The organism is Pseudomonas sp. BNK-45, from assembly GCF_047456255.1.
Lineage (GTDB): Bacteria > Pseudomonadota > Gammaproteobacteria > Pseudomonadales > Pseudomonadaceae > Aquipseudomonas.
Genome location: NZ_CP179909.1, coordinates 6,401,975 through 6,427,917, shown reverse-complemented (window position 1 = coordinate 6,427,917; position 25,943 = coordinate 6,401,975). Strand labels below are relative to the sequence as shown.

Genomic DNA, 25,943 nt, shown 5'->3' with positions numbered 1-25,943 from the left:
TCTCTCCTGGAATGCTTGTTATGGGTTCAGCGGCCAGTGCCGGGCGCAGGCCTCGCGCACCGCGACGGCACCCTGGAGGTCGAGCAGCGGCTGGCTCAGCCGGCGGCATTCGGCGGCATCCAGCTGGCGCACCCGGTCCTTGATTTCCCCCACCTGCGGCGGGCTCACCGACAGTTCGCGCACGCCCAGGCCGATCAGCACCGGGGTGGCCAGGGGATCGGAAGCCAGGGCGCCGCAGACGCCGACCCAGCGCCCATGGCGCTCGGCACCGCTGCAGGTCTGGGCGATCAGTCGCAGCAGGGCCGGGTGCAGGGCGTCGACCCGCGCCGCCAGTCCGGCATGGTCGCGGTCCATGGCCAGGGTGTACTGGGACAGGTCGTTGGTGCCGATGGAGAGGAAGTCGGCGTGTTCCGCCAACTGCTCGGCCATCAGGGCCGCGGCCGGCACTTCGATCATCACCCCCAGTTCCGGCTGTTCGGTCAGGCCCAGTTCGGCGGCGAGCTGCTTCAGGCGCTGGCGGATGTGCAACAGCTCGGCCACTTCGGTGACCATCGGCAGCATCACCCGGCAACGTTGCACCGGGCTGACCTGCAGCAGGGCGCGCAATTGCTGGTCCAGCAGCTCCGGTCTTGCCTGAGCCAGGCGGATGCCGCGCAGGCCCAGCACCGGGTTGGCTTCCACCGGCAAAGGCAGGTAGTCCAGCTGCTTGTCGCCGCCGACATCGATGGTGCGGATGATCACCGGCTTGTCGCCCATGGCGTCGAGCACTGCCTGATAGGCCTGGCGTTGCTCGGCTTCGTCCGGGGCGGTCTGCCGATCGACGAACAGGAACTCGGTGCGCAGCAGGCCGACGCCATCGGCGCCACCCTGGTGCGCGTCCCGGGCCTCGGCGCTGGAGGCGACGTTGGCCGCCACCTCGATCGACTGGCCGTCCCGGGTCAGGGCCGGGTCACCGGCTTGCTGGCGTTGCTGCTCGCGGCGCTGTCTCCGGGCCGCAACGACCTCTTGCACCCGGGCGATGCGTTGCGGGTCCGGTGCCAGTTCCAGGCGTCCGCCATCGGCATCGAGTACCACTGCCGGAAGGTGCTCCAGCTCAAGCAGCTCCGGGCCCAGGGCCACCACGCAAGGCAGGCCTTTGCTGCGGGCGAGGATGGCCACGTGGGAGGTGGCGCCGCCGGCGGCCATGCACAGGCCGGCCACGCCCTGGGCGCTCAGTTGCAGCAGGTCGGACGGGGTCAGCTCCTGGGCGGCGACAAGGGCCCCCGGGGGCAACTGGTACTGCCAGGCTTCGCCGAGCAAGGCCCGCAGCACCCGTTGTTGCAGGTCCCGCAGGTCGTTGGCGCGCTCGGCCAGCAACGGATTGCCCAGTTGTTGCAGGACCTGGCATTGCTCGGCGATGGCGGCGCTCCAGGCATGGGTGGCGGCGCGTCCCTGGGCGATGGCGGCGTCGGCGGCGTCCAGCAGGGTCGGGTCTTCCAGCAGCCCCAGGTGGGCGTTGAAGATGTCCTGTTCCTGCTGATCCCGGCGTTGCCGGGCCTGTTCCAGGGTGCGCAGGATATCCCCGCGCACCTGCTCCAGGGCCGTGTTCAGGGCCTGGCGCTGCGACTCGGGTTGGTGCTGGCCGCTGTCCTTGGGCAGCTCCATGGCGTTGAGGCGCACCAGGGGGCCGCAAGCCAGCCCGGGTGCCGCGCAGACGCCTTGCAACACGCCAGCCTCGGTGGCCGGGCGCAGCACCTGGAGCGCGGCCGGCGCTGCGGCGTGGGCATCGTCCGCCAGGGCGCTGCCTAGCGTCTTGAGCAGCGCCTGCAAGGCGGCCTGGCAATCATCGCCCTGGCAACTGACCAGCACTTCATCCTGTTCGCCGATGCCCAGGCCCATCAGGGCGATCAGGCTGGTGCAGGGAGCGCTTTTGTCCTTGAAGCTCAGCTGTGAGTGGCTGTTGAATGCCGCCGCGGTCTGGCGCACCAGCGCGGCCGGGCGAGCGTGCAGCCCGCCGCGGTGGGCGACCCGGATCCGGGCGCTGGCCTGCTCGCTGGCGTCGGCCCGTGAAAGCTCCGGCCTGGCGGCATCCGTGCGGCGGCTGAGATGCAGCAGCGGCTCGCCGACCTTGACCGAAGACAGGTTCAGGTGACGCAGCTCGAAGTGTTCGCCGTTGGTCAGGATCATCAGGCTGATCAGGCTCCGGCAGTGCTGCGCCACATGGTCCAGGTCAAACCGCAGCAGGGGCTGGCCGGCGCTGACTTGCTGGCCTTGTTCCACCAGCAGGGCAAAGCCTTCGCCTTGCAGCTCGACGGTGTCCAGGCCCAGGTGCAGCAGCCATTCGGCACCGTTGGCGGCCCGCAGCGTCACCGCATGGGCGGTGCGCGCGATCTGCACCACTTGCCCGGCGCAGGGCGCGTGCAGCGTATCGTTGAGCGGGTCGATGGCAATCCCGTCTCCCATGGCGCCACTGGCGAACACCGGGTCGGGGACGCTGCTCAGCGGCAGGACAGGCCCGCTGAGGGGGGCACTGAGCGTCAGGTCGTTATTGTTGTTGTGCATGGCGCAGTACTCGTCGATCAAAGGGGCTTAGTGCGTGCGGGTCACTTTGCTCAGGTGGCGCGGCTGATCCGGGTCCATGCTGCGGGCCTCGGCCAGGCCGGCGGCCATCACATAGAAGCTCTGGATCGCCAGGATCGGGTCCAGCACCGGGTGTTCCGCGCGGCTCAGGGTCAGGTCCCGCTCACCGATGTCATCCGGTGCCGCCAGCAGCACCTTGGCGCCGCGCTGGCGCATGTCCGCCGCCAGGCTCAACAGGCCGCCCTGTTCGGCGCCCCGGGGGGCGAACACCAGCAACGGGTAGTCGTGGTCGATCAGGGCCATCGGGCCGTGGCGCACTTCGGCGCTGCTGAAGGCTTCGGCCTGGATCGCCGACGTTTCCTTGAGCTTGAGCGCCGCTTCCTGGGCGATGGCGAAGCCGGCACCACGGCCGATCACCATCAAGCGCTGGCAATCGCGCAGGGCATTGACCGCCAGGTTCCAGTCCTGGGTCGCGGCCTGTTGCAGGCCTTCGGGCAGAGCCAGGCCGGCCTCCAGCAGGTGGCTGTCCTCGTTCCAGTGACCGATCAGCCGGGCGCTGGCGCTGAGGGTGGCGATAAAGCTCTTGGTCGCCGCCACGCTCTGCTCGGTGCCGGCGTACAGCGGCAGGGAGAATTCGCTGGCGGCCTCCAGGGGGCTGTGTTCGGCATTGACCATGGCCACGCTGAGGGCCCCGCGCTTGCGCAGCAGGCGCACGCTGTTCACCAGATCCGGGCTCTGGCCCGATTGCGAGAAGGCGAACACCGCCTGGCCGCTGACCCGCAAGGGCGCCTGTTGCATGGTCACCACCGACATCGGCAGCGAGGCCACCGGGATGCCCACCTGTTGCATGGTCAGGTAGGCGAAGTAGCTGGCGGCATGGTCGGAGCTGCCCCGGGCCACGGTCATGGCCACTTGTGGCGGCTGGCGGCGCAGGCGGCCGGCGACCTCGACCAGGGACGGGTCCAGGTGCTGCAACTGGCTGCGGACGGCGCTGTGCGAGGACAGCGCCTCTTCAAGCATTTTTGAAGTCAATGTCTTCTCCTTCGACCATGACGGCGGTCAGTGTGAGTGCGCGGTCCAGGCGCACGCTGTCGGCCCAGCTGCCGGGTTGCAGGCGGCCGCGTTCGGGGATGCCGAGGTAGTCGGCGGGAAATTGCGACAGGCGCTGGGAGGCCTCGGCCAGGGGCAAGCCGATCTTCACCAGATTGCGCAGGGCCTGATCCATGGTCAGGGTGCTGCCGGCCAGGGTGCCGTCCGCCAGGCGCACACCGCCCAGGCACTTGGTCACGGTGTGGCTGCCGAGCCGGTATTCGCCGTCGGGCATGCCGGCGGCGGCGGTGGAGTCGGTGACGCAGTACAGGCACGGGATCGAGCGCAGGGCCACGCGCATGGCGCCGGGGTGCACGTGCAGCAGGTCGGGGATCAGCTCCGCGTACTGGGCATGGGCCAGGGCGGCGCCGACGATACCCGGCTCCCGGTGATGCAGGGGGCTCATGGCGTTGTACAGGTGGGTGAAGCTGGTGGCGCCGGCGGCGAGGGCGGCCACGCCTTCTTCGTAGCTGCCCAGGGTGTGGCCGATCTGCATGCGCACGCCGCGGGCGCTGAGTTCGCGGATCAGCGCGTCGTGGCCGGCGATTTCCGGGGCAATGGTGATCACCCGGATGGGCGCCAGTTGCAGGTACTTCTCCACTTCGGCCATGAGCGCGGTGTGGGCGAAGTTGGGCTGGGCGCCGAGCTTGCCGGGGTTGATGTAGGGGCCTTCCAGGTGCACGCCGAGCACTCGGGCACAGCCCTGGGGGCGCTGCTCGGCGTAGACCCCGAGCTCGGCCAGGACCTGGCTGATTTCCGCGCTGGGGGCGGTCATGGTGGTGGCCAGCAGCGAGGTGGTGCCGAAACGCACGTGGGTACGGGTGATGGTTTCGAAAGCTGTGCGGCCTTGCATGACGTCCTGGCCGCCACCGCCGTGGACGTGCAGGTCGATGAAGCCCGGCAGCAGGTAGGGCAGGTCATTGTCCGCCGGGTCGCAGGGGCTGCCTTCGATGGCCACGACCTTGCCGTGCTCATGGACCAGGCGGCCACGGACCCAGCCTTGGGGCGTGAGGATGTTGTCTTCGGACATGGGCGTTTCTCTGGCTCCAGGGGGCGGATTCAGCGTCGCAGCTCGGCGACGAAGTCGTAGTAGTCGTTGCGGCAATAGGTGTCGGTGACTTCGATCGGCGTGTTGTCTTCCAGGTAGCCGACCCGGGTCATCAGCAGCATGGCGGTGCCGGGGGCAATGCCCACCAGGGCGGCAAACTCGTCCGAGGCATTGATCGCCTGGATGTGCTGCAGGGCCCGGACCACGGGGCGGCCGATGCTGTCGAGGTACTCGTAGAGCGAATCACCCACCGCCTCGGGCCTGGCAATGATGCTGGCCGGCAGGGTGCTCATCTCAATGGCCATGACCGCATCGTCGGCTTTGCGCAGGCGCTTGAGCCGCGCCACCTTGTCGTTGGGCGACAGGCCGAGGCGGATCAGCTCTTCGTGGGTCGGCGGGGTGAGGGTGCGTTCCAGCCACTGCGAGCCGGGGACGAAGCCTTTGAGGCGCAGCATCTCGCTGAAGCCGGAAAGGCGCGACAGGGGCTGTTCGAGGCGCGGAGTGATGAAGGTGCCCGAGCCCTGGCTGCGACGAATCAGGCCTCGCTCGAAAAGCACCTCCAGGGCCTTGCGCGCGGTCACTCGGGAGATGCCCAGCAGTTCGCTGAGGTTGCGTTCCGAAGGCAGTGCCTGCTCGGCTTTCCATTGGCCGGAGTGGATCGCCGCTTCCAGGTTGCGGGCCAGTTGCAGGTACAGCGGGGTCGGCTGGGAGTCGTCGGGACGCAGGGTCAGGAGGTGATTCATCTATAGGTTTTCCGATGCGGTTATTAGGTTGTTGTCGCCCGGTAATGCCGAAAAACTAATACCACTTAAATACCATGTCAACGCCACCTATCGGGCTGAAGTGCAGTAAATCCGGCGCTTTCGGGGTGTATGAGAGGATAAATGATTGAAGTGGTATTAGGCAGGTCTGGCCGCGAAGGCCTTGAGTCGAGGTGGCGACCCGCAGCGGGTCGCCAAGTGGTATGCGCGCCCGGGGAGGGCGGCGGGGGGAGAAATATTTTTTGCCGGGAGGCCGTTAAGGGCGGATTTCGATCAGCGTGCCGTCTTTCACCAGGCCCCAGACTTCGCGCATGTCGACGTTGCGCATGGCGATGCAGCCATCGGTCCAGTCCAGGGTGTGGAAGTACTGCTCGGGAAACTCTTCGGTGTCCGGGGTGCCGTGGATCATGATCATGCCGCCGGGATTGACCCCTTCGCGACGCGAGCGGGCGGCATCGGTGATGTTCGGGTAGGAGATGTGCATGGCCAGGTTGTAGCGGTCGCTGGTCTTGCGCCAGTCGAGCCAGTAGAGGCCTTCCGGGGTGCGTTTATCGCCTTCCATGAGCTTGGGCCCCTTGGGCTTCTTGCCCAGGGAGATCCGGTAGGTTTTCAGTGGCTTGCCGCCATTGATCAACTGCAGTTGATGGGCGGATTTGAGCACCAGGACCTTTTCGATGACCTTGCCGTCCAGGGTTTCCACCGTGGAGGCCTGAGATAGAGTGACGACGGAACAGCACAGCAGGGCAAGCAACCAGCGCATTGACACGATATCCCCAGGCGCGCACAGATTCCGTGCACGTTTTTATTGTTTAACTGATGGCAGGCTGAGAGAGCGGCGGAATGGATTCGGAGCGTACGGCATAAGCCTGTGCCCGCCGGTCAGCGAAGAAGCATCCTAAGGTACGACCGACGGTGCGGAAAGCCAGCTCGGACCAAGGGATATCGGCTTCCTCGAACAACTGCACTTCCAGGCTCTCGGGACCGGCGGCAAAGTCCAGGTCCGCCAGCTCGGCGCGAAAGAATACATGTACCTGGCTGATGTGCGGCACGTCGATCAGGGTGTAGATATTCAGGTTGCGCACCCGGGCGCAGGCTTCCTCGAAGGTTTCGCGGATGGCCGCCTGTTCCACCGTCTCGCCGTTTTCCATGAAGCCCGCCGGCAGGGTCCAGTAGCCCAGGCGCGGTTCGATGGCGCGGCGGCACAACAGCACCTTGCCTTCCCAGGTCGCCAGGCAGCCGGCAACGATGTTGGGGTTCTGGTAATGGATGGTCTGGCAGTGATCGCAGACAAAGCGCAGGCGCGAATCGCCGTCGGGAATGCGCTGGGTCACCGGGTTGCCGCACTGGCTGCAAAATTTCATGAGGGGTATCCGAAAAGGCTGGGGCTATCTTGGCGCGCCGTCCGGTTGTCGGCAAGTTGTCGTTAAGCGACATGCCCGGGAGCGGGGGTTGGGCCACCGATTGGATTGGTGCATGATGCACGGTAGCCAACAGATCGAGATGCCTCATGCTGGACGAGCTACTTCATCGGGTAAGCCATTACACCCCACGAACCCTGGAGACCGACCGACGTTTCCCCGAGGCTGCGGTGTTGGTTCCCATCACCCGCAGCGACGAACCGGAACTGGTGCTGACCCTGCGTGCCAGCGGGCTGTCGACCCATGGTGGTGAAGTGGCCTTCCCCGGTGGCCGGCGCGATCCGGAAGACCCGGACCTGATCTTCACCGCCCTGCGCGAGGCCGAGGAAGAGATCGGTCTGCCGCCGGGACTGGTGGAGGTCATCGGCCCCTTAAGTCCGCTGATTTCCCTGCATGGGATCAAGGTCACGCCTTACGTCGGGGTGATTCCCGACTACGTCGAATACCGGGCCAATGATGCCGAGATTGCCGCTGTTTTCAGCGTGCCCCTGGAGTTTTTTCGCCAGGACCCTCGTGAACACACCCACCGTATCGACTACCAGGGCCGCAGTTGGTATGTCCCCAGCTACCGTTTCGGCGAGTACAAGATCTGGGGCCTGACCGCGATCATGGTGGTCGAACTGGTCAACCTGCTGTACGACGCCGATATCAGCCTGCATCACCCGCCGAAATCCTTTATCGACACCTGAAGCCATGGCTTGGCATGGCATAAACCGCGGCTGCCTGAACCATAAGGACAACAAGATGAAATACCGCCTGGGCGACGCCCGAGTCGACACCCATCCACAGAGCTGGGTGGCCCCGAATGCCACCCTGGTGGGCAAGGTCAAGCTCGAAGAAGGGGCCAGTGTGTGGTTCAACGCCGTGTTGCGTGGCGACAACGAACTGATCCTCATCGGTAAGCACAGCAACGTCCAGGACGGGGCCGTGATGCACACCGACATGGGCTTTCCACTGACCCTGGGCACCGGCGTGACCATCGGCCATAACGCCATGCTGCATGGTTGCACCGTGGGCGACTACAGCCTGATCGGCATCAATGCGGTGGTGCTCAATGGCGCGAAGATCGGCAAGTACTGCATCATCGGCGCCAACGCGCTGATCGGCGAGGGCAAGGAAATCCCCGATGGCTCGCTGGTCATGGGCTCGCCCGGCAAGGTGGTGCGCGAGCTGACCGAGGCACAGAAGAAAATGCTCGAAGCCAGCGCCGCCCACTACGTTCATAATGGCCAGCGTTATGCCCGAGATCTGGTTGAGCAAGAACAATGACTGCCCCTGAAAGACCCGTCGCCTCGCCTTGCGTGAGCATCTGTGCCCTGGATGAACAGGACATCTGCACCGGCTGTCAGCGCACGGTGGAGGAAATCACCCGCTGGAGTCGCATGGACAACAACGAGCGCCGCGCCGTCCTGGCCCTGTGCCACGAGCGGGCCAAGTCCAGTGGACTGTTGTGGATGGTCGGTTCCAGCTCGGCGAGCTGATCCGGCCAATCGCCGGCTCCTGCAGGCAATGCGCGGGAGCCAGCTTGCCGGCGCAAGGGTTTCTTGGCCCAACCCCTGGCCTGCAGTAACCTGTGCGCCTTCCCGACAGGTACTCTTCGCCCCATGCTCTTCCTGATCACCTATATCAGCAGTGTCGTGCTGATCAACTACGCCTTTTCCGTCGCGCCGCAGCTGGATATCGTCTGGTCGGCCTGGGGCGGGCTGGTGTTTGTCCTGCGGGACATGGTGCAGACTCGCTTCGGCCATGGCGCCGTCGTCGCCATGCTGGCGGCCCTGGTGTTGTCCTATGTCACCTCCGACCCGACCATTGCCCTGGCCAGCGCCAGCGCGTTCGCCGTCTCGGAATGCATCGACTGGCTGGTGTTCAGCATCACCAAGCGGCCCCTGCATGATCGCCTGTGGATCAGTTCGGCCCTGAGCATTCCCCTGGATACCTTCATCTTCTACGGCATGATCGATGCCATGACCCCGGGGGTGATCCTCACCGCCCTGGGCTCGAAGTTCGCCGGGGTCACCGTGGTCTGGCTGGCCATGGCCTGGCGTTTGCGCAAAGCGGCGTGCACCGGCTGAGCCAAAGGCCGCGGTTCATGTAAAATGCCGCGCTCTTTCCCCCTTGGGTCGTCCGCCTGGCGCTCGGCCCTCGATGATTCGCTCCTTTGAGGACCTTCAGATGACTCGTATCGGAACTCCATTGTCGCCAACCGCGACCCGCGTCTTGCTTTGTGGCTGTGGTGAGTTGGGCAAGGAAGTGGTGATCGAGCTGCAACGCCTGGGTGTCGAGGTGATTGCCGTGGACCGCTACGCCAACGCCCCGGCGATGCAAGTGGCCCATCGCAGCCACGTGATCAACATGCTCGATGGTGCAGCGCTGCGGGCGGTGATCGAAGCCGAGAAGCCGCACTTCATCGTTCCGGAAATCGAGGCCATCGCCACCGCGACCCTGGTGGAGCTGGAAGCTGAAGGCTTTACCGTGATCCCGACCGCGCGGGCCACTTCGCTGACCATGAACCGCGAAGGTATCCGCCGCCTGGCCGCCGAAGAGCTGGACCTGCCGACCTCGCCGTACCACTTCGCCGACACCTTCGAAGACTACGCCAAGGCCGTGCAAGACCTGGGCTTCCCGTGCGTGGTCAAGCCGGTGATGAGCTCCTCGGGCAAGGGCCAGAGCCTGCTGCGCAGCGTCGATGACGTGCAGAAAGCCTGGGACTACGCCCAGGAAGGCGGGCGTGCCGGCAAGGGCCGGGTGATCATCGAGGGCTTCATCGATTTTGACTACGAAATCACCCTGCTGACCGTGCGCCACGTGGGCGGCACCACCTTCTGCGCGCCGGTCGGTCATCGTCAGGAGAAGGGCGACTACCAGGAATCCTGGCAGCCGCAGGCCATGAGCCCCAAAGCCCTGGCCGAATCCGAGCGTGTGGCCAAGGCCGTGACCGAAGCCCTGGGCGGCCGCGGCCTGTTCGGCGTGGAACTGTTCATCAAGGGCGATCAGGTGTGGTTCAGCGAAGTGTCGCCGCGCCCTCACGACACCGGCCTGGTGACCCTGATTTCCCAGGATCTGTCGCAGTTCGCCCTGCATGCGCGGGCGATTCTCGGCCTGCCGATCCCGCAGATCCGCCAGTTCGGGCCTTCGGCCTCGGCGGTGATCCTGGTGGAAGGCACGTCCACCCAGACCGCCTTCGCCAACCTCGGCGTGGCCCTGAGCGAGCCGGACACTGCGCTGCGCCTGTTCGGCAAACCGGAAGTCAACGGCCAGCGGCGTATGGGCGTGGCCCTGGCCCGTGACGAGTCGATCGAAGCGGCCCGGGCCAAGGCGACCCGTGCTGCACAAGCGGTCGTCGTCGAACTCTGAGACGCATCGCGAGCAAGCTCGCTCCTACAAGGTCCGGATTGAACCTGTAGGAGCGAGCTTGCTCGCGAAGCGGTCGCTCAAACGACCCGATTCAAATCGTTATTGCGCGTTTCCTTCAGGCACAGCACCGCGATCAAGCTCAGGATCGCCGCCCCCGACACATACCCGCCTACCCAGCTCAACCCACCCATCGCCACCAGTTTCTGGGCGAAGAAGGGTGCGGCCGAAGCACCGACAATGCCCCCCAGGTTGTAAGCCGCCGAAGCGCCGGTATAGCGCACATGGGTCGGAAACAGCTCCGGTAGCAGCGCGCCCATCGGGGCGAAAGTCACCCCCATCAGAAACAGCTCGATGCACAGGAACAACGCCACACCGGCGGTGGAGCCCTGGGTCAGCAGCGGTTCCATGGTGAAACCGGACAGAATCGCCAGCACGCCGCCAACCACCAGCACCGGCTTGCGCCCGAAGCGATCGCTGGCCCAGGCCGACAACGGGGTCGCCGCGGCCATGAACAGCACGGCAAAGCACAGCAGGCCGAGGAACGTCTCGCGGCTGTAACCCAGGGTGGCGACGCCGTAGCTCAGGGAAAACACCGTGGAGATGTAGAACAGCGCGTAGCACACCACCATCGAGGCGGCGCCCAGCAGCACCGGCATCCAGTATTGGCTGAAGAGTTCCACCAGCGGCATCTTCACCCGCTCCTGGCGCGCCACGGCGTTGGCGAACACTGGGGTTTCGTGCAGCTTCAGGCGCACGTAGAGCCCCACCATCACCAGCGCGGCGCTGAGCAGAAACGGAATGCGCCAGCCCCAGGCGCGGAACTGCTCGTCGTCCAGGCCCATGGCCAGGGCCAGGAACAGGCCGTTGGCGGCGAGAAAGCCGATGGAGGGGCCCAGTTGCGGGAACATGCCGAACCAGGCGCGTTTGCCAGCCGGGGCGTTTTCCGTGGCCAGCAGAGCGGCTCCGCCCCATTCACCGCCCAGTCCGAGGCCCTGGCCGAAGCGCAGCACGCAGAGCAGGATCGGTGCCCAGGCGCCGATGCTGTCGTAGCCCGGCAACACGCCGATCAGGGTGGTGCAGACCCCCATCAGCAGCAGCGAAGCGACCAGGGTCGATTTGCGCCCGATGCGGTCGCCGAAATGGCCGAACAGCGCCGAACCCAGTGGGCGGGCGAGAAAGGCGATGCCGAAGGTCAAGAAGGCCGAGAGCATCTGCGCGGTGCCGGAGCTCTGGGGGAAGAACACCGGTCCGATCACCAGCGCGGCGGCGGTGGCGTAGACGTAGAAATCGTAGAACTCGATGGCGGTGCCGATAAAACTGGCGGTGGCCACCCGAGAGGCGGAGTTGCTCGGTTGGGCAGGCGCGGCGGCGCTGTAGGTGGTGCTGGTCGTCATGCGGATATCCCTGACAGTCTGTGCTCCTGTGGAGCGAATTATTATGGTCGAGCACCCAGGGATGTGGGTTTGGCGCGCTCGTCACTCGGGATGGGAGTGACGTCGAACGGTGGCGGGTGATGCCTGCAGGATCGTCTGCGGTGCGGGTAGCACGCGGATCTGCGGGGCTTGGGTAAGCAGCGCGATTATAGAAAGGCTGCTAACGATCCAACAAGGCCTGTGCTCGTTGCCGGGTTTGCGTCACTGCGCCAGGCCCTGAGAGCCCGTTGCAGGCGGGACAGGGCGCCAGCATCAGCGCCTGTGGCGTATCGGCTGCGAGTCAGACCCGGGCGGGAACGCTGCTGGTGTGCCAGAGCAGCACGCGGCTGACGCGGTTTTCCTCGGTTTCGAGGATCTCCAGGCGGTAGCGGCCGATCTTCAGGCACACGGCGCTGTCGGGAATGGTTTCCAGGGCTTCGGTGACCAGGCCGTTGAGGGTCTTGGGGCCGTCGCTGGGCAGGTGCCAGCCCAGGCTCTTGTTCAGTTCGCGAATCGAGGCCGCGCCTTCCACCACATAACGCCCGTCGGCCTGCGGGTGGATGTGGGGGTTGTCCAGGCTGTGCTCGCTTTCGAACTCGCCGACGATTTCTTCGAGGATGTCTTCCAGGGTGACGATGCCCAGCACTTCGCCGTATTCGTCCACCACCATGCCCAGGCGCCGTTGCTGCTTGTGGAAGTTGAGCAGTTGCAGTTGCAGCGGGGTGCTTTCGGGGACGAAGTAGGGTTCGTGGCAGGCGGCCAGCAGGGCTTCCTTGGTCAGGCTGGCGTCGGGCAGCAGGTGGCGGATCTGCCGGGTGTTGAGCACCGCTTCGACCTGATTGATATCACTGTGGAATACCGGTAGCCGGGTGCGCTTGTTCAGGCGCAGTTGGGCAATGATCTCTTCGATCGGGTCGTCGAGGTTGATGCCCTGCACTTCGCTGCGGGGCACCAGGATGTCGTTGACGGTGATGTTGTCCAGGGCGTGGATGCCGGACAGGGCGTGGTGTTCCTGAGGCGCGGGCTCGTCGTCCAGCAGCGCCGGATCGTCGTCGCTGTGCTTGACCGCGCTGGCCTTGGCGGCAAACGGGCGCAACAGCAGTTGGCCGATGACGTTGAGCAGCCAGGCCAGGGGATAGACGAGCTTCATGGGGATCGCCAGCAGGCTGTTGCCGAAGCTCAGGGTGCCTTCCGGATAGCGCAATGCCAGGGTGCGGGGCAGGTATTCGGCCAGTACCAGCAAGCCGCTGGTGCTGATCAGGCAGGCCAGCCAGGGGCCTTCTTCCGCCCAGTAGAACAGCGCCAGCAAGGTGCTGATGATCACCGCCAGGACCCGGCACAGGGTATTGCACAGGATCAGGCTTTCCTTGGGGAAGGCCAGTCGCGCTGTCGGTTTGTCACCGGAGCGCGAGCCGTTGCGTTGGGTCAGCAGGTGTTGCTGGGCGGCGTCGATGGCGGTGAATAGCCCCGACCAGACGATCAGCAGGGCGATTACCGCGAGCATGGGCCCGGAGGGCAGGGAGTCGGTCATGGCCGGTCGTCAGATGTGCAGGATGTATTCACGAACCAGCTTGCTGCCGAAGTACGCCAGCATCAGCAGGCAGAAACCTGCAAGGGTCCAGCGAATCGCCTTGTGCCCGCGCCAGCCCAGGCGGTTGCGACCCCACAGCAGCACGCTGAACACCACCCAGGCCAGGCAGGCCAGCAAGGTCTTGTGCACCAGGTGCTGGGCGAACAGGTTTTCGACGAACAGCCAGCCGGAGATCAGCGACAGCGACAGCAGGGTCCAGCCGGCCCAGAGAAAGCCGAACAGCAGGCTTTCCATGGTCTGCAGGGGCGGGAAGTTCCTGATCAGGCCGGAAGGGTGCTTGTTCTTCAATTGGTGGTCCTGCACCAGCAGCAGCAACGACTGGAAGACCGCGATGGTGAACATGCCGTAGGCCAGGATCGACAACAGGATGTGGGCGAGAATCCCCGGCTCCTCATCGATCACCGGCACCGTGCCGGTGGGCACGAACTGCGCCAGCAGGGCCGTCAGGGCGCCCAGGGGAAATAACAGCACCAGCAGGTTTTCCACCGGAATCCGCCAGCAGGCCAGCAGGGTCAGGGCAATGACCGCGGCGGCGATCAGGCTGGCAGCGCTGAAGAAGTCCAGGCCCAGGCCCGCCGGAGTCAGCAGGTGGGTCAGCAGGCTGAGGCCGTGGGCGAGCAGGGCCAGGATGCCCAGCGTAACCAGCAGGCGCTTGTTTGCCTTGGCGCCGGAGGCCAGGCGAGAGCCTTGATAGAAGGTCGCAGCGGCATAAAGGACGGCGGCGGCGAGGGTGGGTAGCAAGCTGGGTGACAAGGGGAGCATAAATCCTGTTAGGCAGGCCCGAAAGTCGCTGAGTTTGGCATAGAACCCACAGCCCTGAAAGACCACGCAAGCAGACGGCGAGGTGTCCGCCACGCACAGTCTTCGCTATAATCCGCGACCTGCCCACGCCGCAGGCTCATCGAGCACTTGTTTATTACGCTCTGGGCCGCCATTACCCCGGTCTACCTTGGGCCTGAAAGGATCGAGCATGTTTGAAAACCTAACCGACCGTCTCTCGCAGACGCTGCGCCATGTCACCGGCAAGGCCAAGCTGACCGAGGACAACATCAAAGACACCCTGCGCGAAGTGCGCATGGCGCTGCTCGAAGCCGACGTCGCGTTGCCGGTGGTCAAGGACTTCGTCAACTCGGTGAAGGAACGTGCGGTCGGCACCGAAGTGTCCCGCAGCCTGACCCCGGGCCAGGCCTTTGTGAAGATCGTCCAGGCCGAGCTGGAAAGTCTGATGGGCGCGGCCAACGAAGACTTGAACCTCAGCGCCGTGCCGCCAGCCGTGGTGCTGATGGCCGGTCTGCAGGGCGCGGGCAAGACCACCACCGCCGGCAAGCTTGCGCGCTTCCTCAAGGAGCGCAAGAAGAAGAGCGTGATGGTGGTGTCCGCCGACGTTTACCGTCCGGCGGCGATCAAGCAGCTGGAGACCCTGGCCAACGACATCGGCGTGACCTTCTTCCCGTCGGACCTGAGCCAGAAGCCGGTGGCCATCGCCGAAGCGGCTATTAAGGAAGCAAAACTCAAGTTCATCGATGTGGTGATCGTCGACACCGCCGGTCGCCTGCACGTCGACAGCGAGATGATGGACGAGATCCAGGCGCTGCACGCGGCGATCAAGCCGGTGGAAACCCTGTTCGTGGTCGACGCCATGACCGGCCAGGACGCCGCCAACACCGCCAAGGCCTTTGGTGATGCGCTGCCGCTGACTGGGGTGATCCTGACCAAGGTCGACGGCGACGCCCGTGGCGGTGCCGCGCTGTCGGTACGCGCGATCACTGGCAAGCCGATCAAGTTCATCGGTATGGGCGAGAAGACCGAGGCCCTGGAGCCGTTCCACCCTGAGCGTATCGCTTCGCGGATCCTGGGCATGGGCGACGTGCTCAGTCTGATCGAGCAGGCCGAGCAGACCCTCGACAAGGAAAAGGCCGACAAACTGGCCAAGAAGCTGAAGAAGGGCAAGGGCTTCGACCTCGAAGACTTCCGCGACCAGCTGCAACAAATGAAGAACATGGGTGGCCTGGGCGGCCTGATGGACAAGCTGCCGAGCATCGGCGGCGTCAATCTGGCGCAGATGGGCAACGCACAGAGCGCCGCTGAAAAGCAGTTCAAGCAGATGGAAGCCATCATCAACTCCATGACCCCGGCCGAGCGCCGCGACCCTGAGCTGATCAGCGGTTCGCGCAAGCGCCGGATCGCCATGGGTTCCGGTACCCAGGTGCAGGACATCGGTCGCTTGATCAAGCAGCACAAGCAGATGCAGAAGATGATGAAGAAGTTCTCCGCCAAGGGCGGGATGGCCAAGATGATGCGCGGCATGGGCGGAATGTTGCCCGGCGGCGGCATGCCGAAGATCTGAAGAATCCGCGCCGGCAGTCATGTCGGCGCATTTCCACGGGGACGTGGAATCCTGGGCAAACCCTCGATTGGGGCGCGCTCACTCGCTGCCGCTTGCGGCGGCTCCATAGCAAATCTGAGTGGCAGCCGATAGGCGCCGGAAAAAGTCATTTGCAAAAGTCCGGATATTCCTTAGAATATGCGGCCTTTCGGGCACCCATGCCCGCTGTGCATTTAGATTTGCAGCACCGACTACAGGAACGATGTTCACATGCTAACAATCCGTCTTGCCCTTGGCGGCTCCAAAAAGCGCCCGTTTTACCACTTGACCGTGACCGACAGCCGTAACCCACGTGACGGTTCGCACAAAGAACAAGTTGGCTTCTTCAACCCGATCGCTCGTGGTCAAGAAGTACGCCTGTCCGTGAACCAAGAGCGCGTAGCCTACTGGCTGAGCGTGGGTGCACAGCCTTCTGAGCGCGTTGCTCAGTTGCTGAAGGAATCGGCTAAGGCTGCAGCCTGAACCCTATGAACGCGACGCCAGCTCCTGCTGATGATTTGATCGTTATCGGCAAAATCTACTCTGTTCATGGCGTTCGCGGCGAAGTGAAGGTCTTTTCCTTTACTGATCCGATTAAAAACCTGTTGGACTACAAAACCTGGACGCTCAAGCGCGAAGGTAGCGTGAAACAGGTTGAGCTGGTCAGCGGACGCGGGAACGACAAGTTCCTGGTCGCAAAGCTCAAGGGTCTTGATGATCGCGAAGAAGCTCGTCTTCTGGCCGGTTACGAGATCTGCGTGCCGCGCAGCCTGTTCCCTGAACTGACCGACGGCGAGTACTACTGGTACCAGCTGCAAGGTCTCAAGGTCATCGACACCCTCGGGCAACTGCTCGGGCAGATCGATCACCTGCTGGAGACCGGCTCGAACGATGTAATGGTGGTCAAGCCTTGCGCTGGCAGCCTGGATGATCGCGAACGCCTGTTGCCCTATACCGAGCAATGCGTGTTGGCCGTCGACCTGGCAGCGGGCGAGATGAAGGTGGAATGGGACGCGGATTTCTAAGCGTGGCTAACTTGCGCGTAGAAGTGATCAGTCTGTTTCCCGAGATGTTTTCCGCCATCAGCGAGTACGGCATAACCAGCCGCGCGGTGAAACAGGGGCTGTTGCAGCTGACCTGTTGGAATCCGCGAGACTACACCACGGATCGACATCACACTGTGGACGATCGCCCGTTTGGCGGTGGTCCGGGCATGGTGATGAAGATCAAACCCCTGGAGGATGCGCTGGTTCAGGCCAGAAACGCAGCCGGGGAGGGTGCGAAGGTGATCTACCTGTCGCCCCAAGGCCGTCAACTGAATCAGTCGGCGGTGCGCGAGTTGGCGAATGAGGATGCATTGATCCTGATTGCTGGTCGTTATGAAGGCATTGACGAGCGGTTTATTGAAGCTCATGTCGATGAAGAGTGGTCGATTGGCGACTATGTACTCTCCGGTGGCGAGCTGCCGGCGATGGTCCTGATTGATGCGGTTACGCGACTGCTGCCCGGAGCTTTAGGGCATGTGGATTCCGCGGAGGAAGATTCCTTCACGGACGGTCTGCTGGATTGCCCGCACTACACCCGACCGGAGGTGTATGCGGATCAGCGTGTTCCCGACGTATTGCTAAGTGGCAATCACGCACACATCCGGCGTTGGCGTTTACAGCAGTCCCTTGGTCGGACCTATGAACGACGCGCCGATCTTCTGGAAAGCCGCTCGCTTTCTGGAGAAGAGAAGAAGCTGCTCGAGGAATATCTCCGCGAGCGGGACGATAGTTAACAACGTATCGATGGTAGATCCGACGATTTACCTTAGGAGCACAGCATGACCAACAAAATCATCCTTGCACTCGAAGCAGAGCAGATGACCAAAGAGATCCCAGCCTTTGCCCCGGGCGACACCATTGTCGTTCAGGTGAAAGTGAAGGAAGGCGATCGTTCCCGTCTGCAGGCGTTCGAAGGCGTAGTTATCGCCAAGCGCAACCGCGGTGTGAACAGCGCGTTCACCGTACGTAAAATCTCCAACGGTGTTGGCGTAGAGCGTACTTTCCAGACCTACTCCCCGCAGATCGACAGCATGGCTGTCAAGCGTCGCGGTGACGTGCGTAAAGCCAAGCTGTACTACCTGCGCGACCTGTCGGGTAAAGCAGCTCGCATCAAGGAAAAACTGGCTTAAGTCCAGCTTCCGATGCAGAAAAAAGCAGCCTACGGGCTGCTTTTTTGTTGCCTGTCATTTAATCCCCGGAGCGGTTGAGCAGGACGCAGACCGTATTGGCGATCCGCTCCAGCAGGACCTCGTCGTAAGGCAGCCAGGGCAGCGCCGCCAATTTGCCACTTTGCCCCGCCAGGGCTACTTCCACCGGTGCCCCATTGCGCGTCACGCGCCCGCTGACCAGATGCACCGCATAGTCGCCGGCCCGGACATGACGTCCTTCCAGCGACACCAGCCCCTCCTCGATCAGCGTGGCGAAGGCCATGCCCAGTACGTGGCGGCGCATCAGCGTCATCTGGGTGAGATTCTGCCCGGCCAACAGATTCAGACGTTGTTCACGCCTGGCTACCGGCATTTGCGGCAGGGGCTGGCCGGTGGCGCTCTGTGCCAGTTCCTCGATGGCGAAACTGCTGACGCTGACCAGCAGGTCGATGGCCCGGCAGGCCTCTGAAAACACCTGGGGCGGCACATCTTGAATCTGCATCGGCTGCCAATGTCGGTCGGTGCGCCGGGCAAAGCTTGTGCTGCCCGACTGGCAGTGCCCCTCCAGGCCCGGGTACAGCGCCGTGTTCACGGCGAAGCTCACCCGGATGTCGCCCAGGCATCGGTTCAGACCGCCGTCCCTGTCGATCTTCCAGCCTTCGCGGCGGGCCAGGCCGATCAGTGGGCGGATGGACAGGCTGTAGCCGGCGAATGCCTGGCAGTGGTGGCTTTCCAGCTCTGGCGGGGACGGCAGGTAGTACTCGCGAAACACCTGGCGCAGCGGCTGTTTGATCCGGCGTTGGCTGATCAGCTTTTGCCAGGCGTGGCGCTCCTCGGCGCTGGCCGACAGTGGGTGCCACAGCGAAATCCTGCACCCGGCCTCCAGGTCCAGCGACTGGCCCCAGGGGTCCATCGCTTGCGCGTTCGCATCCAGCAGGAAGCTGCGGCGTTGGCCATGGTCGCAGTGGGCAACCCAAATCAATGAGCGGGTAAAGGGCGAGCCCACGGCGGAGTCGGCCAGTTGCGCTCGCCAGTCGCGCAAAGGCAGCTCGAAGGCTTGCCACAGTCCGGATTCCAGGCAGTTGGCCAGAAGCCCGTGCTGGGCCTTGCCCGGCGTGCTGGTAGGGGCCAGGCGCAGGGCGATCTCGGGGCGTTGGGCCAGGCCGCGTTCGGCAGGCTTGAGGTTGCGCGCGAGTTTTTTCTGGATGCCGGCATGGCGCACCAGGCTCAGGGCGCTGCGCAGTGCCTGCACGCTTTCCGGGGTTGGCACCTGCTCGATGCAGTGCCCCAGGGCAATGGCCAGGGACTGCGATGGCGCGGTCTTGGCCTGGGTCGGGGCGACACAGGCCTTGGGCAGCAAAATGTCCATCAGCGGTGGCAGCCAGGGGGCATCGCGCAGCAGGGCGACCCGTGCGGCGCGGGCGATCACCGGCGTGTCATCGGTGGTAAAGGCGCCATCGGCCACATAGGGCGTGGCGCCGCTGTGAATCGCGTCCAGGCGCTGGGCCGCCGTGTTGAGAATCTGCTGTGAGAATTCGACGTATGCCGCGTCATCCATCAACACCCTGGCCGGATCGGCGCTCAGGTGATGATGGCCGGTCCAGTACTCGCTACCGGCCAGGGCCTGCTGTGAGCGCGGCTCCAGTTGCCCAAGCAGTTCGAACTCCTGCCGGGCGTAAGGCGAATTCCCATGGTGCTGTTCCACCCAGCGTTGCAGCGCCCCACGGGCCTCTTCATCCACCCATTGCGTCAGCATGTACGCCTGGGGGTAATTCGCCGCCCACTGTGCGCCGGGTTCCGCGAGGATCCTGCGCAGCTCCGCGGCCAGGGCGGCGCTCGGTGTGCCGCTGAAACAGGCCAGTTGCTCCAGTGCCTCTGGCCAGGTCAGGCAACTGCGCAGCGCCTCCAGCAGGGTGGCGTGGTCGAGGGCCGGGCTCAGTTCCAGTTCCGCGGCCTGTTGCACGATCACGGTCGCCAGTTGCTGCGCCGCCGGGTTGCCAGGGTCGCGCAGGGCCCGGCGGATGTCTGGCCACAGGCTGCCCAGTTGAGCGGGTGTCAGTGGGCTGATGTCGAGCGGCGGGCCGATGAAGTCTGGATGATCCACTCGGTCGGCATTCAGGCGTTGTTGCAGGTGCGTGACGAGTGAAGGCGTGAGCGGGGCATCCATGGCGGCGGGTCTCCTTTGACAGTGCGCGGATCATCGCATTTTTTCTCGCCGCCGTTGGCCTCAGGCCCCTGGCGGGTTCTTTCGGCCCCTGGCGGGCGGCGATATACTCGCCGGCCCAATAAAGTGTGATCGCCCACGCCGTGCAACCCGCATGGACGCCCAGGGCGCGTGACACCCTCCTGGCGCTCCTGACCTGACGTTATCCACAGGCAGGCGGCCCCCGATTGTTTCCCTCAAGCCTTTGGTCGCTGCCCGACAGCGCTCATCGGCATTCCATGCCCGCAGCGTGCCCATGCGCGGATCTATTCATTCAGGCAGTAATTCGATGACCCCTCGTGAGCAAGAAATCCAGCGTCGTACCGAACTCTCGGTGACCCGCGTGACCAAGGCGGTATTCCCGTCCACCACCAACCATCACAACACCCTGTTCGGCGGCACGGCCCTGGCCTGGATGGATGAGGTTTCGTTCATTGCGGCCACGCGTTTCTGTCGCTTGCCGCTGGTGACGGTGTCCACCGACCGCATTGATTTCAAGCACCCGATTGCCGCCGGTTCGATCGTCGAGTTGGTCGGGCGAGTGGTGAAGGTGGGCAACACCAGCCTCAAGGTCGAAGTCGAGGTGTTTGTCGAAAGCATGAGCTGCGATGGGCGGGAAAAAGCCATCCATGGCCTGTTCAGCTTTGTCGCCATCGATGACGAAAAGCGCCCGGTGCCGGTGCTTCCGGGGTTTGCGGCGTAGAAGGCGGCTTGCCGGCGAGCACGCTATCGGGGCTCTTCGCCGGCAGCCGGTTCCTACCGGGGCTGGTTACGGGGACTCGGGCTGGATCAGCGCCAGCAGGGTCCAGCCCGGTGCCGGCTTGAGGTCGCTCTCCGGGGTGACTACGTGCACCCAGCCGTTGCTGTCGCGGGCGAACAGCAGGGTGGCGCGTTCGCCGTGCAGGGCCTGGTAGTCATCCCAGCCGAAGGCCTCGGTCAGGTGCGTGCTGTACAGCTCCGCGCCCTGGCCCAGCAGGCTGGCCAGCTTGGTGTAGCTCAGGGCCTCGCTGCCCAGTAGCTGGCCTCGGTGTTCGTGACTGGCGCGGTGTTTGTCGGTGCGCCGGCTTTCCTGGCTGTTGGCCAGGGCGAACAGGCGCTGATGACCGAAGTCATGACGAAAGCGCATGGCCGCCAGGGTGTTGAGCTCGCCGGAGGGCGAGAGCGCCAGCAGATGCCCCAGGCCCACCAGGTCCAGGTGCGCGTCGGCATGTTGCGAGGCCGGGTTGCCGAAGTAGGTCGGCAGGCCTTCCATGCGCGCTGTGCGGATGTTCTCCCAGCTGGAGTCGGTCAGCAGCACCCGGCTGCCCAGTTGCTGCAGGGCCTTGCCCAGGGTGCGGGCCGGACCGTTGGCCCCGACGATCAGAAAGCCGCTGGGCGCCGGTTCGGCGACGTTCAACAGGCGCGCCAGAGGGCGAGCGGTGGCGCTTTGCAGGACCACGGTGCCTATGATCACGGCGAAGGTCAGCGGCACCAGCAGCAGCGCGCCCTGATGGCCGGCTTCGTCCAGGCGGATGGCGAAGATGGCCGACACCGCGGCGGCGACAATCCCCCGTGGGGCAATCCACGCCAGCAACGCCCGCTCGCGCCAGCTGAGGCTGGAGCCGGCGGTGGACAGCAGCACGTTCAGCGGGCGGGCGATGAACTGGATCACCAGCAGCAGGATCAGCACCAGCGGGCCCAGGGCGATCAGCGCCTTGAGGTCCAGGCGCGCTGCCAGCAGGATGAACAGCCCGGAGATCAGCAGCACGCTGAGGTTCTCCTTGAAGTGCAGGATGTGCCGCACGTCCACGCCCTTCATGTTGGCCATCCACATGCCCATCAGGGTCACCGCCAGCAGCCCGGATTCGTGCATCACCTGGTTGGAGGCAATGAAGATCCCCAGTACCCCGGCCAGGCTTGCCAGGTTGTGCAGGTATTCCGGCAGCCACTGGCGCCGCATGATGCTGCCCAGGACCCAGCCGCCGACAATGCCGAACAGGCTGCCGCACAGAATCACGCCGCCGAAGGTCAGCAAGCTGTGGCTCAGGCCATCGCCGGCGGCACTGGCGATGATGAAGCTGTAGACCACCACCGCCAGCAGGGCGCCGATGGGATCGATGACGATGCCTTCCCAGCGCAGGATGTTGGCGATCGAGGCCTTGGGGCGCACCACCCGCAGCATGGGCACGATCACCGTCGGTCCGGTGACCAGGGTCAGGGTGCCGAACAGCAGGGCCAGCATCCAGTCGAAGCCCAGCAGCCAATGGGTGGCCAGGGTGATCACCGCCCAGGTGGACAGCGCGCCGAGGGTGACCAGGCGATGGACCACACTGCCGATCTCGCGCCATTCCGAGAGGTGCAGGGTCAGGCTGCCTTCGAACAGGATCAGCGCCACCGCCAGCGACACCAGGGGCATCAGCAGCGGGCCGAACATTTCCTGCGGGTCGAGCCAGCCGAGCACGGGGCCGGCCAGGATGCCGCTGAGCAGCAGGAACAGAATGGCCGGCAGCTTCAGCCTCCAGGCCAGCCATTGGCAGCCCAGTGCCGCCACGCCGATGCCGCCGAAGGCCAGCAGAATCTGTTGTTCGCTCATCAATGCACCCTGTTCCTTGAAATGGCTGGCTATGAAAGACTAGCGACCCTCCGTGCAGTTCACTATTTTTTTACCCGCAGCCCCTGGGCCGCGCCTTTCGAGTCTTTATGCCCGCCATCGACCACCCTCTGATCGACCGTTTTCTCGATGCCCTGTGGTTGGAGAAAGGCTTGTCCGACAACACCCGCGACGCCTATCGCAGCGATCTGGCGCTGTTCAACGGCTGGCTGCAGGAGCAGGGGCTGGAGCTGCCGCGAGCCGGTCGCGAGTTGATCCTCGATCACCTGGCCTGGCGCGTGGAGCAGGCCTACAAGCCCCGTTCGACGGCGCGGTTTCTCTCCGGCCTGCGCGGGTTCTATCGCTATCTGCTCAGGGAGAAGCTGATTGAGGTCGATCCGACCCTGCGGATCGACATGCCGCAACTGGGGCGGCCGTTGCCCAAGTCGCTGTCGGAAGCGGATGTCGAGGCGCTGCTGGCCGCCCCGGACCTGAGCGAGGCCATCGGCCAGCGCGACCGCGCCATGCTTGAAGTGCTCTATGCCTGCGGGTTGCGGGTCACCGAGCTGATCAGCCTGACCCTGGAGCAGGTCAACCTGCGCCAGGGTGTGTTGCGGGTCATGGGCAAGGGCAGCAAGGAGCGCCTGGTGCCCATGGGTGAGGAGGCGATTGTCTGGGTCGAGCGCTATATGCGCGATGGCCGTGCCGAGTTGCTGGGCGGGCGGCCCAGCGATGTGCTGTTTCCCAGTCAGCGCGGCGAGCAGATGACCCGACAGACCTTCTGGCACCGGATCAAGCACCAGGCCAAGGTCGCCGGGATCGGCAAGGCGCTGTCGCCCCATACCCTGCGCCACGCGTTTGCAACGCACCTGCTCAATCACGGTGCCGATTTGCGGGTGGTACAGATGCTGCTGGGGCACAGCGACCTGTCCACCACCCAGATCTACACCCACGTGGCGCGCGCGCGGCTGCAGGATCTGCACGCCAAACATCATCCAAGGGGCTGAATGGGCGTCCGTGCGGCGCTTTGCGTCGCCCGTAGTCGGTGCCGGCAAACAGATGTGATAGGCTTTGCCGGTTTGCAAAAAGGGTGTTTGCCCGCGTTTGGTCCCGACCAGCCTTGGCGTTTGCCCATTTGCCCGCCTTCAGGAGTTCCCATGCGTTTGACCCAGATTATTGCCGCCGCCTCCCTGGCGCTGCTCAGCACCTTCGCCGTGGCCGATGACAGTGCCGAGAAAGCCATCCGCAAGAGCCTCGAGACGCTGCAGCTCGAAGTGCCGGTGGAAAGCATCACCGCCAGCCCCCTGGCGGGCCTGTATGAGGTCAAGCTCAAGGGCAGTCGCGTGCTCTACGCCAGCGCCGACGGCCAGTTCGTGGTTCAGGGCTATCTGTTCCAGCTCAAGGACGGCAAGCCGGTGAATCTCACGGAAAAAACCGAGCGCCTGGGCATTTCCAAGTTGATCAACGGCATTCCGGTCGCAGAAACTGTGGTCTATCCGGCCATTGGCGAAACCAAGACCCACATCACCGTATTTACCGACACCACCTGCCCCTACTGCCACAAGCTGCACGCGGAAATCCCGGCGCTGAACAAGCAGGGTGTGGAAGTGCGCTACGTGGCCTTCCCGCGCCAGGGCCTGGGCTCGCCGGGTGACGAACAGCTGCAGGCGGTCTGGTGCTCGGCGGACAAGAAAGCCGCGATGGACAAGATGGTCGACGGCAAGGAAATCAAGGCCGCCAAGTGCGATAACCCGGTGTCCAAGCAGTTCGCCCTGGGTCAGTCGATCGGCGTCAATGGCACGCCGGCCATCGTTCTGGCCGATGGACAGGTAATTCCCGGCTACCAGCCGGCACCACAGATCGCCAAACTGGCGCTGGGTGCGAAATAATCCTGCATCGTCACGCTAGCCTTTGACGATCATGCCCCTCTGCGTGTAGCTGGAGGGGCATTAATAGAGAGCCGCGCTGTTTGCGGCTGTTTTCCACGGCCGGCCTTGAGTCGGCCGTTTTATGGGGAGTTCAGAGTGAATCCGGTCAAAGTAGGCATCTGTGGGCTGGGTACTGTCGGTGGCGGTACCCTAAACGTACTTCAGCGTAACGCCGAGGAGATTGCCCGCCGTGCCGGGCGTGGAATCGAAGTAGCGCAAATTGCTACCCGTACGCCAAAGCCGCAGTTCCAAACGACCGGTATTGCGATTACCAACGATGTATTCGCCGTGGCCACCAACCCCGAGATCGATATCGTCATCGAGCTGGTGGGCGGCTACACCGTGGCCCGCGAGCTGGTGCTCAAGGCCATCGAGAACGGCAAGCACGTGGTCACCGCGAACAAGGCGCTGATCGCCGTGCACGGTAACGAAATCTTCGCCAAGGCCCAGGAGAAGGGCGTGATCGTGGCCTTCGAAGCCGCCGTGGCCGGTGGCATCCCGGTGATCAAGGCGATCCGCGAAGGGCTGTCGGCCAACCGCATCAACTGGCTGGCGGGGATCATCAACGGCACCGGCAACTTCATCCTCTCGGAAATGCGCGAGAAGGGCCGCACCTTCGAAGACGTGCTGGCCGAAGCCCAGGCCCTGGGTTATGCCGAAGCCGATCCGACCTTCGACGTCGAAGGCATCGACGCCGCGCACAAGCTGACCATCCTGGCGTCCATCGCCTTTGGTATCCCGCTGCAGTTCGACAAGGCCTACACCGAAGGCATCACCAAGCTGACCACCGCCGACGTGAACTACGCCGAAGCCCTGGGCTACCGCATCAAGCACCTGGGTGTGGCGCGCCGCACCGAGGCGGGCATCGAGCTGCGGGTGCACCCGACCCTGATCCCGGCCGATCGCCTGATCGCCAACGTCAACGGCGTGATGAACGCGGTCATGGTCAATGGCGACGCTGCCGGTTCGACCCTGTTCTACGGCGCCGGCGCCGGCATGGAGCCGACCGCTTCCTCGGTGGTGGCCGACCTGGTGGACGTGGTTCGCGCCATGACCAGCGACCCGGAAAACCGCGTGCCGCACCTGGCCTTCCAGCCGGACTCCCTGTCTGATCACCCGATCCTGCCGATCGAGTCCTGCGAAAGCGCCTACTACCTGCGCATCCAGGCCAAGGATCACCCGGGCGTACTGGCCCAGGTGGCGAGCATTCTTTCCGAGCGTGGCATCAACATCGAATCGATCATGCAGAAGGAAGTGGAAGAGCAGGACGGCCTGGTGCCGATGATCCTGCTGACCCACCGCGTTCTGGAGCAGCACATCAACGATGCGATTACCGCGCTGGAGGCCCTGCAGGGCGTCGTTGGCCCAGTGGTCCGTATCCGCGTCGAACATCTCAATTGAAGCAGCGGCAAGCTTCAAGTTCCAAGCGGCAAGCCAGAAGCGCAACTGCTC

Annotated in this window: 25 protein-coding genes; 14 read left to right on the top strand and 11 right to left on the bottom strand. The window is 64.4% G+C overall.

Annotated features, from left to right (window positions below):
* Nucleotides 1-18: 18 nt before the first annotated feature.
* The 6 genes from ptsP to ACMGG8_RS29180 form a co-directional block, all read right to left on the bottom strand.
* A complete protein-coding gene (gene ptsP, locus ACMGG8_RS29205) occupies nucleotides 19-2,541 on the bottom strand; it encodes a phosphoenolpyruvate--protein phosphotransferase (RefSeq protein ID WP_108544892.1) in 2,523 nt (840 codons plus the stop codon).
* A gap of 27 nt (nucleotides 2,542-2,568) precedes the next feature.
* The gene (locus ACMGG8_RS29200) at nucleotides 2,569-3,591 is read right to left on the bottom strand and encodes an SIS domain-containing protein (RefSeq protein ID WP_108544403.1); all 1,023 of its coding nucleotides are present in this window, start codon (nucleotides 3,589-3,591) and stop codon (nucleotides 2,569-2,571) included.
* Nucleotides 3,572-4,678, bottom strand: a complete 1,107-nt coding sequence (gene nagA, locus ACMGG8_RS29195; RefSeq protein WP_060837677.1) for an N-acetylglucosamine-6-phosphate deacetylase — start codon at nucleotides 4,676-4,678, stop codon at nucleotides 3,572-3,574. The genes ACMGG8_RS29200 and nagA overlap by 20 nt, the downstream gene beginning before the upstream one ends.
* A 29-nt stretch (nucleotides 4,679-4,707) precedes the next feature.
* Nucleotides 4,708-5,439: a GntR family transcriptional regulator gene (locus ACMGG8_RS29190; RefSeq protein WP_060837678.1), complete on the bottom strand. Its 732-nt coding sequence runs from the start codon at nucleotides 5,437-5,439 to the stop codon at nucleotides 4,708-4,710.
* Nucleotides 5,440-5,713: 274 nt separating this feature from the next.
* Entirely contained in the window at nucleotides 5,714-6,217 is a 504-nt protein-coding gene (locus ACMGG8_RS29185; RefSeq protein WP_047301939.1) for a L,D-transpeptidase family protein, read from the bottom strand.
* Nucleotides 6,218-6,266: 49 nt separating this feature from the next.
* Nucleotides 6,267-6,818 carry an NUDIX hydrolase gene (locus ACMGG8_RS29180; RefSeq protein WP_414158865.1) on the bottom strand — a complete coding sequence of 184 codons (552 nt, stop codon included), beginning with the start codon at nucleotides 6,816-6,818 and terminating at the stop codon, nucleotides 6,267-6,269.
* 146 nt (nucleotides 6,819-6,964) lie between these two features.
* Here ACMGG8_RS29180 and ACMGG8_RS29175 point away from each other — a divergent pair, with 146 nt between their 5' ends.
* The 5 genes from ACMGG8_RS29175 to purT all read left to right on the top strand — a co-directional run bounded on the left by ACMGG8_RS29175 (nucleotide 6,965) and on the right by purT (nucleotide 10,229).
* Nucleotides 6,965-7,564, top strand: a complete 600-nt coding sequence (locus tag ACMGG8_RS29175) for a CoA pyrophosphatase (RefSeq protein WP_060837680.1) — start codon at nucleotides 6,965-6,967, stop codon at nucleotides 7,562-7,564.
* A 55-nt stretch (nucleotides 7,565-7,619) separates the two neighbouring features.
* Nucleotides 7,620-8,144 carry a gamma carbonic anhydrase family protein gene (locus ACMGG8_RS29170; RefSeq protein ID WP_060837681.1) on the top strand — a complete coding sequence of 175 codons (525 nt, stop codon included), beginning with the start codon at nucleotides 7,620-7,622 and terminating at the stop codon, nucleotides 8,142-8,144.
* Nucleotides 8,141-8,356: a DUF1289 domain-containing protein gene (locus ACMGG8_RS29165; protein WP_060837682.1), complete on the top strand. Its 216-nt coding sequence runs from the start codon at nucleotides 8,141-8,143 to the stop codon at nucleotides 8,354-8,356. Before ACMGG8_RS29170 ends, ACMGG8_RS29165 begins: the two co-directional genes overlap by 4 nt.
* A gap of 123 nt (nucleotides 8,357-8,479) precedes the next feature.
* Nucleotides 8,480-8,947 carry a preQ0 transporter gene (locus ACMGG8_RS29160; RefSeq protein ID WP_414158864.1) on the top strand — a complete coding sequence of 156 codons (468 nt, stop codon included), beginning with the start codon at nucleotides 8,480-8,482 and terminating at the stop codon, nucleotides 8,945-8,947.
* Nucleotides 8,948-9,047: 100 nt separating this feature from the next.
* Nucleotides 9,048-10,229, top strand: a complete 1,182-nt coding sequence (gene purT, locus ACMGG8_RS29155) for a formate-dependent phosphoribosylglycinamide formyltransferase (RefSeq protein ID WP_129405424.1) — start codon at nucleotides 9,048-9,050, stop codon at nucleotides 10,227-10,229.
* Nucleotides 10,230-10,306: 77 nt separating this feature from the next.
* Here purT and ACMGG8_RS29150 read toward each other — a convergent pair whose 3' ends face one another.
* The 3 genes from ACMGG8_RS29150 to ACMGG8_RS29140 form a co-directional block, all read right to left on the bottom strand.
* Nucleotides 10,307-11,623 carry an MFS transporter gene (locus tag ACMGG8_RS29150; protein WP_414158863.1) on the bottom strand — a complete coding sequence of 439 codons (1,317 nt, stop codon included), beginning with the start codon at nucleotides 11,621-11,623 and terminating at the stop codon, nucleotides 10,307-10,309.
* 319 nt (nucleotides 11,624-11,942) lie between these two features.
* Complete coding sequence (locus tag ACMGG8_RS29145; protein WP_414158862.1) at nucleotides 11,943-13,172, bottom strand: HlyC/CorC family transporter; 1,230 nt, start codon at nucleotides 13,170-13,172, stop codon at nucleotides 11,943-11,945.
* 9 nt (nucleotides 13,173-13,181) lie between these two features.
* Entirely contained in the window at nucleotides 13,182-13,994 is an 813-nt protein-coding gene (locus tag ACMGG8_RS29140; protein ID WP_060837687.1) for an inner membrane protein YpjD, read from the bottom strand.
* Nucleotides 13,995-14,202: 208 nt separating this feature from the next.
* Between ACMGG8_RS29140 and ffh the strand changes: the two genes are divergently transcribed.
* From ffh to rplS, 5 genes are all read left to right on the top strand, one after another.
* Entirely contained in the window at nucleotides 14,203-15,579 is a 1,377-nt protein-coding gene (gene ffh, locus ACMGG8_RS29135) for a signal recognition particle protein (protein ID WP_060837688.1), read from the top strand.
* 249 nt (nucleotides 15,580-15,828) lie between these two features.
* On the top strand, nucleotides 15,829-16,080 hold the full coding sequence (gene rpsP, locus ACMGG8_RS29130) for a 30S ribosomal protein S16 (protein ID WP_007927680.1): 252 nt from the start codon (nucleotides 15,829-15,831) through the stop codon (nucleotides 16,078-16,080).
* A 5-nt stretch (nucleotides 16,081-16,085) separates the two neighbouring features.
* Nucleotides 16,086-16,622 (top strand): ribosome maturation factor RimM, encoded by a 537-nt coding sequence (gene rimM / locus ACMGG8_RS29125; RefSeq protein ID WP_016967527.1) that lies wholly within the window; start codon nucleotides 16,086-16,088, stop codon nucleotides 16,620-16,622.
* The gene (gene trmD, locus ACMGG8_RS29120; protein WP_016967526.1) at nucleotides 16,604-17,377 is read left to right on the top strand and encodes a tRNA (guanosine(37)-N1)-methyltransferase TrmD; all 774 of its coding nucleotides are present in this window, start codon (nucleotides 16,604-16,606) and stop codon (nucleotides 17,375-17,377) included. Before rimM ends, trmD begins: the two co-directional genes overlap by 19 nt.
* 45 nt (nucleotides 17,378-17,422) lie before the next feature.
* Nucleotides 17,423-17,773, top strand: coding sequence for a 50S ribosomal protein L19 (rplS, locus tag ACMGG8_RS29115; RefSeq protein WP_009047143.1), 351 nt, complete (start codon nucleotides 17,423-17,425; stop codon nucleotides 17,771-17,773).
* 58 nt (nucleotides 17,774-17,831) lie between these two features.
* Here rplS and ACMGG8_RS29110 read toward each other — a convergent pair whose 3' ends face one another.
* A complete protein-coding gene (locus ACMGG8_RS29110; protein WP_414158861.1) occupies nucleotides 17,832-19,958 on the bottom strand; it encodes a DUF4132 domain-containing protein in 2,127 nt (708 codons plus the stop codon).
* A gap of 325 nt (nucleotides 19,959-20,283) precedes the next feature.
* On the opposite strand from ACMGG8_RS29110, the gene ACMGG8_RS29105 reads away from it, so the two are divergent.
* A complete protein-coding gene (locus tag ACMGG8_RS29105) occupies nucleotides 20,284-20,697 on the top strand; it encodes an acyl-CoA thioesterase (RefSeq protein WP_060837690.1) in 414 nt (137 codons plus the stop codon).
* Nucleotides 20,698-20,763: 66 nt separating this feature from the next.
* Here the strand turns inward: ACMGG8_RS29105 and ACMGG8_RS29100 are convergent, their stop codons facing one another.
* Nucleotides 20,764-22,566, bottom strand: coding sequence for a cation:proton antiporter (locus ACMGG8_RS29100; RefSeq protein ID WP_108544413.1), 1,803 nt, complete (start codon nucleotides 22,564-22,566; stop codon nucleotides 20,764-20,766).
* A gap of 107 nt (nucleotides 22,567-22,673) precedes the next feature.
* Here ACMGG8_RS29100 and xerD point away from each other — a divergent pair, with 107 nt between their 5' ends.
* The 3 genes from xerD to ACMGG8_RS29085 all read left to right on the top strand — a co-directional run bounded on the left by xerD (nucleotide 22,674) and on the right by ACMGG8_RS29085 (nucleotide 25,892).
* On the top strand, nucleotides 22,674-23,570 hold the full coding sequence (gene xerD / locus ACMGG8_RS29095; protein ID WP_060842564.1) for a site-specific tyrosine recombinase XerD: 897 nt from the start codon (nucleotides 22,674-22,676) through the stop codon (nucleotides 23,568-23,570).
* Nucleotides 23,571-23,720: 150 nt separating this feature from the next.
* Complete coding sequence (locus tag ACMGG8_RS29090) at nucleotides 23,721-24,452, top strand: thioredoxin fold domain-containing protein (protein WP_060837693.1); 732 nt, start codon at nucleotides 23,721-23,723, stop codon at nucleotides 24,450-24,452.
* A 135-nt stretch (nucleotides 24,453-24,587) separates the two neighbouring features.
* Complete coding sequence (locus ACMGG8_RS29085; RefSeq protein ID WP_060842565.1) at nucleotides 24,588-25,892, top strand: homoserine dehydrogenase; 1,305 nt, start codon at nucleotides 24,588-24,590, stop codon at nucleotides 25,890-25,892.
* Nucleotides 25,893-25,943: the final 51 nt, after the last annotated feature.

What these genes read in the sequence shown, in the direction of transcription:
- ACMGG8_RS29105 (WP_060837690.1), top strand. Translation starts at nt 20,284, where the DNA reads ATGACCCCTCGTGAGCAAGAAATCCAGCGTCGTACCGAACTCTCGGTG.
- rplS (WP_009047143.1), top strand. Translation starts at nt 17,423, where the DNA reads ATGACCAACAAAATCATCCTTGCACTCGAAGCAGAGCAGATGACCAAA.
- rimM (WP_016967527.1), top strand. Translation starts at nt 16,086, where the DNA reads ATGAACGCGACGCCAGCTCCTGCTGATGATTTGATCGTTATCGGCAAA.
- ACMGG8_RS29180 (WP_414158865.1), bottom strand. Translation starts at nt 6,818, where the DNA reads ATGAAATTTTGCAGCCAGTGCGGCAACCCGGTGACCCAGCGCATTCCC.
- trmD (WP_016967526.1), top strand. Translation starts at nt 16,604, where the DNA reads ATGGGACGCGGATTTCTAAGCGTGGCTAACTTGCGCGTAGAAGTGATC.
- ACMGG8_RS29090 (WP_060837693.1), top strand. Translation starts at nt 23,721, where the DNA reads ATGCGTTTGACCCAGATTATTGCCGCCGCCTCCCTGGCGCTGCTCAGC.
- ACMGG8_RS29145 (WP_414158862.1), bottom strand. Translation starts at nt 13,172, where the DNA reads ATGACCGACTCCCTGCCCTCCGGGCCCATGCTCGCGGTAATCGCCCTG.
- ACMGG8_RS29190 (WP_060837678.1), bottom strand. Translation starts at nt 5,439, where the DNA reads ATGAATCACCTCCTGACCCTGCGTCCCGACGACTCCCAGCCGACCCCG.
- ACMGG8_RS29170 (WP_060837681.1), top strand. Translation starts at nt 7,620, where the DNA reads ATGAAATACCGCCTGGGCGACGCCCGAGTCGACACCCATCCACAGAGC.
- rpsP (WP_007927680.1), top strand. Translation starts at nt 15,829, where the DNA reads ATGCTAACAATCCGTCTTGCCCTTGGCGGCTCCAAAAAGCGCCCGTTT.
- ffh (WP_060837688.1), top strand. Translation starts at nt 14,203, where the DNA reads ATGTTTGAAAACCTAACCGACCGTCTCTCGCAGACGCTGCGCCATGTC.
- ptsP (WP_108544892.1), bottom strand. Translation starts at nt 2,541, where the DNA reads ATGCACAACAACAATAACGACCTGACGCTCAGTGCCCCCCTCAGCGGG.
- ACMGG8_RS29160 (WP_414158864.1), top strand. Translation starts at nt 8,480, where the DNA reads ATGCTCTTCCTGATCACCTATATCAGCAGTGTCGTGCTGATCAACTAC.
- ACMGG8_RS29110 (WP_414158861.1), bottom strand. Translation starts at nt 19,958, where the DNA reads ATGGATGCCCCGCTCACGCCTTCACTCGTCACGCACCTGCAACAACGC.
- ACMGG8_RS29175 (WP_060837680.1), top strand. Translation starts at nt 6,965, where the DNA reads ATGCTGGACGAGCTACTTCATCGGGTAAGCCATTACACCCCACGAACC.
- purT (WP_129405424.1), top strand. Translation starts at nt 9,048, where the DNA reads ATGACTCGTATCGGAACTCCATTGTCGCCAACCGCGACCCGCGTCTTG.
- ACMGG8_RS29185 (WP_047301939.1), bottom strand. Translation starts at nt 6,217, where the DNA reads ATGCGCTGGTTGCTTGCCCTGCTGTGCTGTTCCGTCGTCACTCTATCT.
- ACMGG8_RS29165 (WP_060837682.1), top strand. Translation starts at nt 8,141, where the DNA reads ATGACTGCCCCTGAAAGACCCGTCGCCTCGCCTTGCGTGAGCATCTGT.
- xerD (WP_060842564.1), top strand. Translation starts at nt 22,674, where the DNA reads ATGCCCGCCATCGACCACCCTCTGATCGACCGTTTTCTCGATGCCCTG.
- ACMGG8_RS29140 (WP_060837687.1), bottom strand. Translation starts at nt 13,994, where the DNA reads ATGCTCCCCTTGTCACCCAGCTTGCTACCCACCCTCGCCGCCGCCGTC.
- ACMGG8_RS29100 (WP_108544413.1), bottom strand. Translation starts at nt 22,566, where the DNA reads ATGAGCGAACAACAGATTCTGCTGGCCTTCGGCGGCATCGGCGTGGCG.
- ACMGG8_RS29150 (WP_414158863.1), bottom strand. Translation starts at nt 11,623, where the DNA reads ATGACGACCAGCACCACCTACAGCGCCGCCGCGCCTGCCCAACCGAGC.
- nagA (WP_060837677.1), bottom strand. Translation starts at nt 4,678, where the DNA reads ATGTCCGAAGACAACATCCTCACGCCCCAAGGCTGGGTCCGTGGCCGC.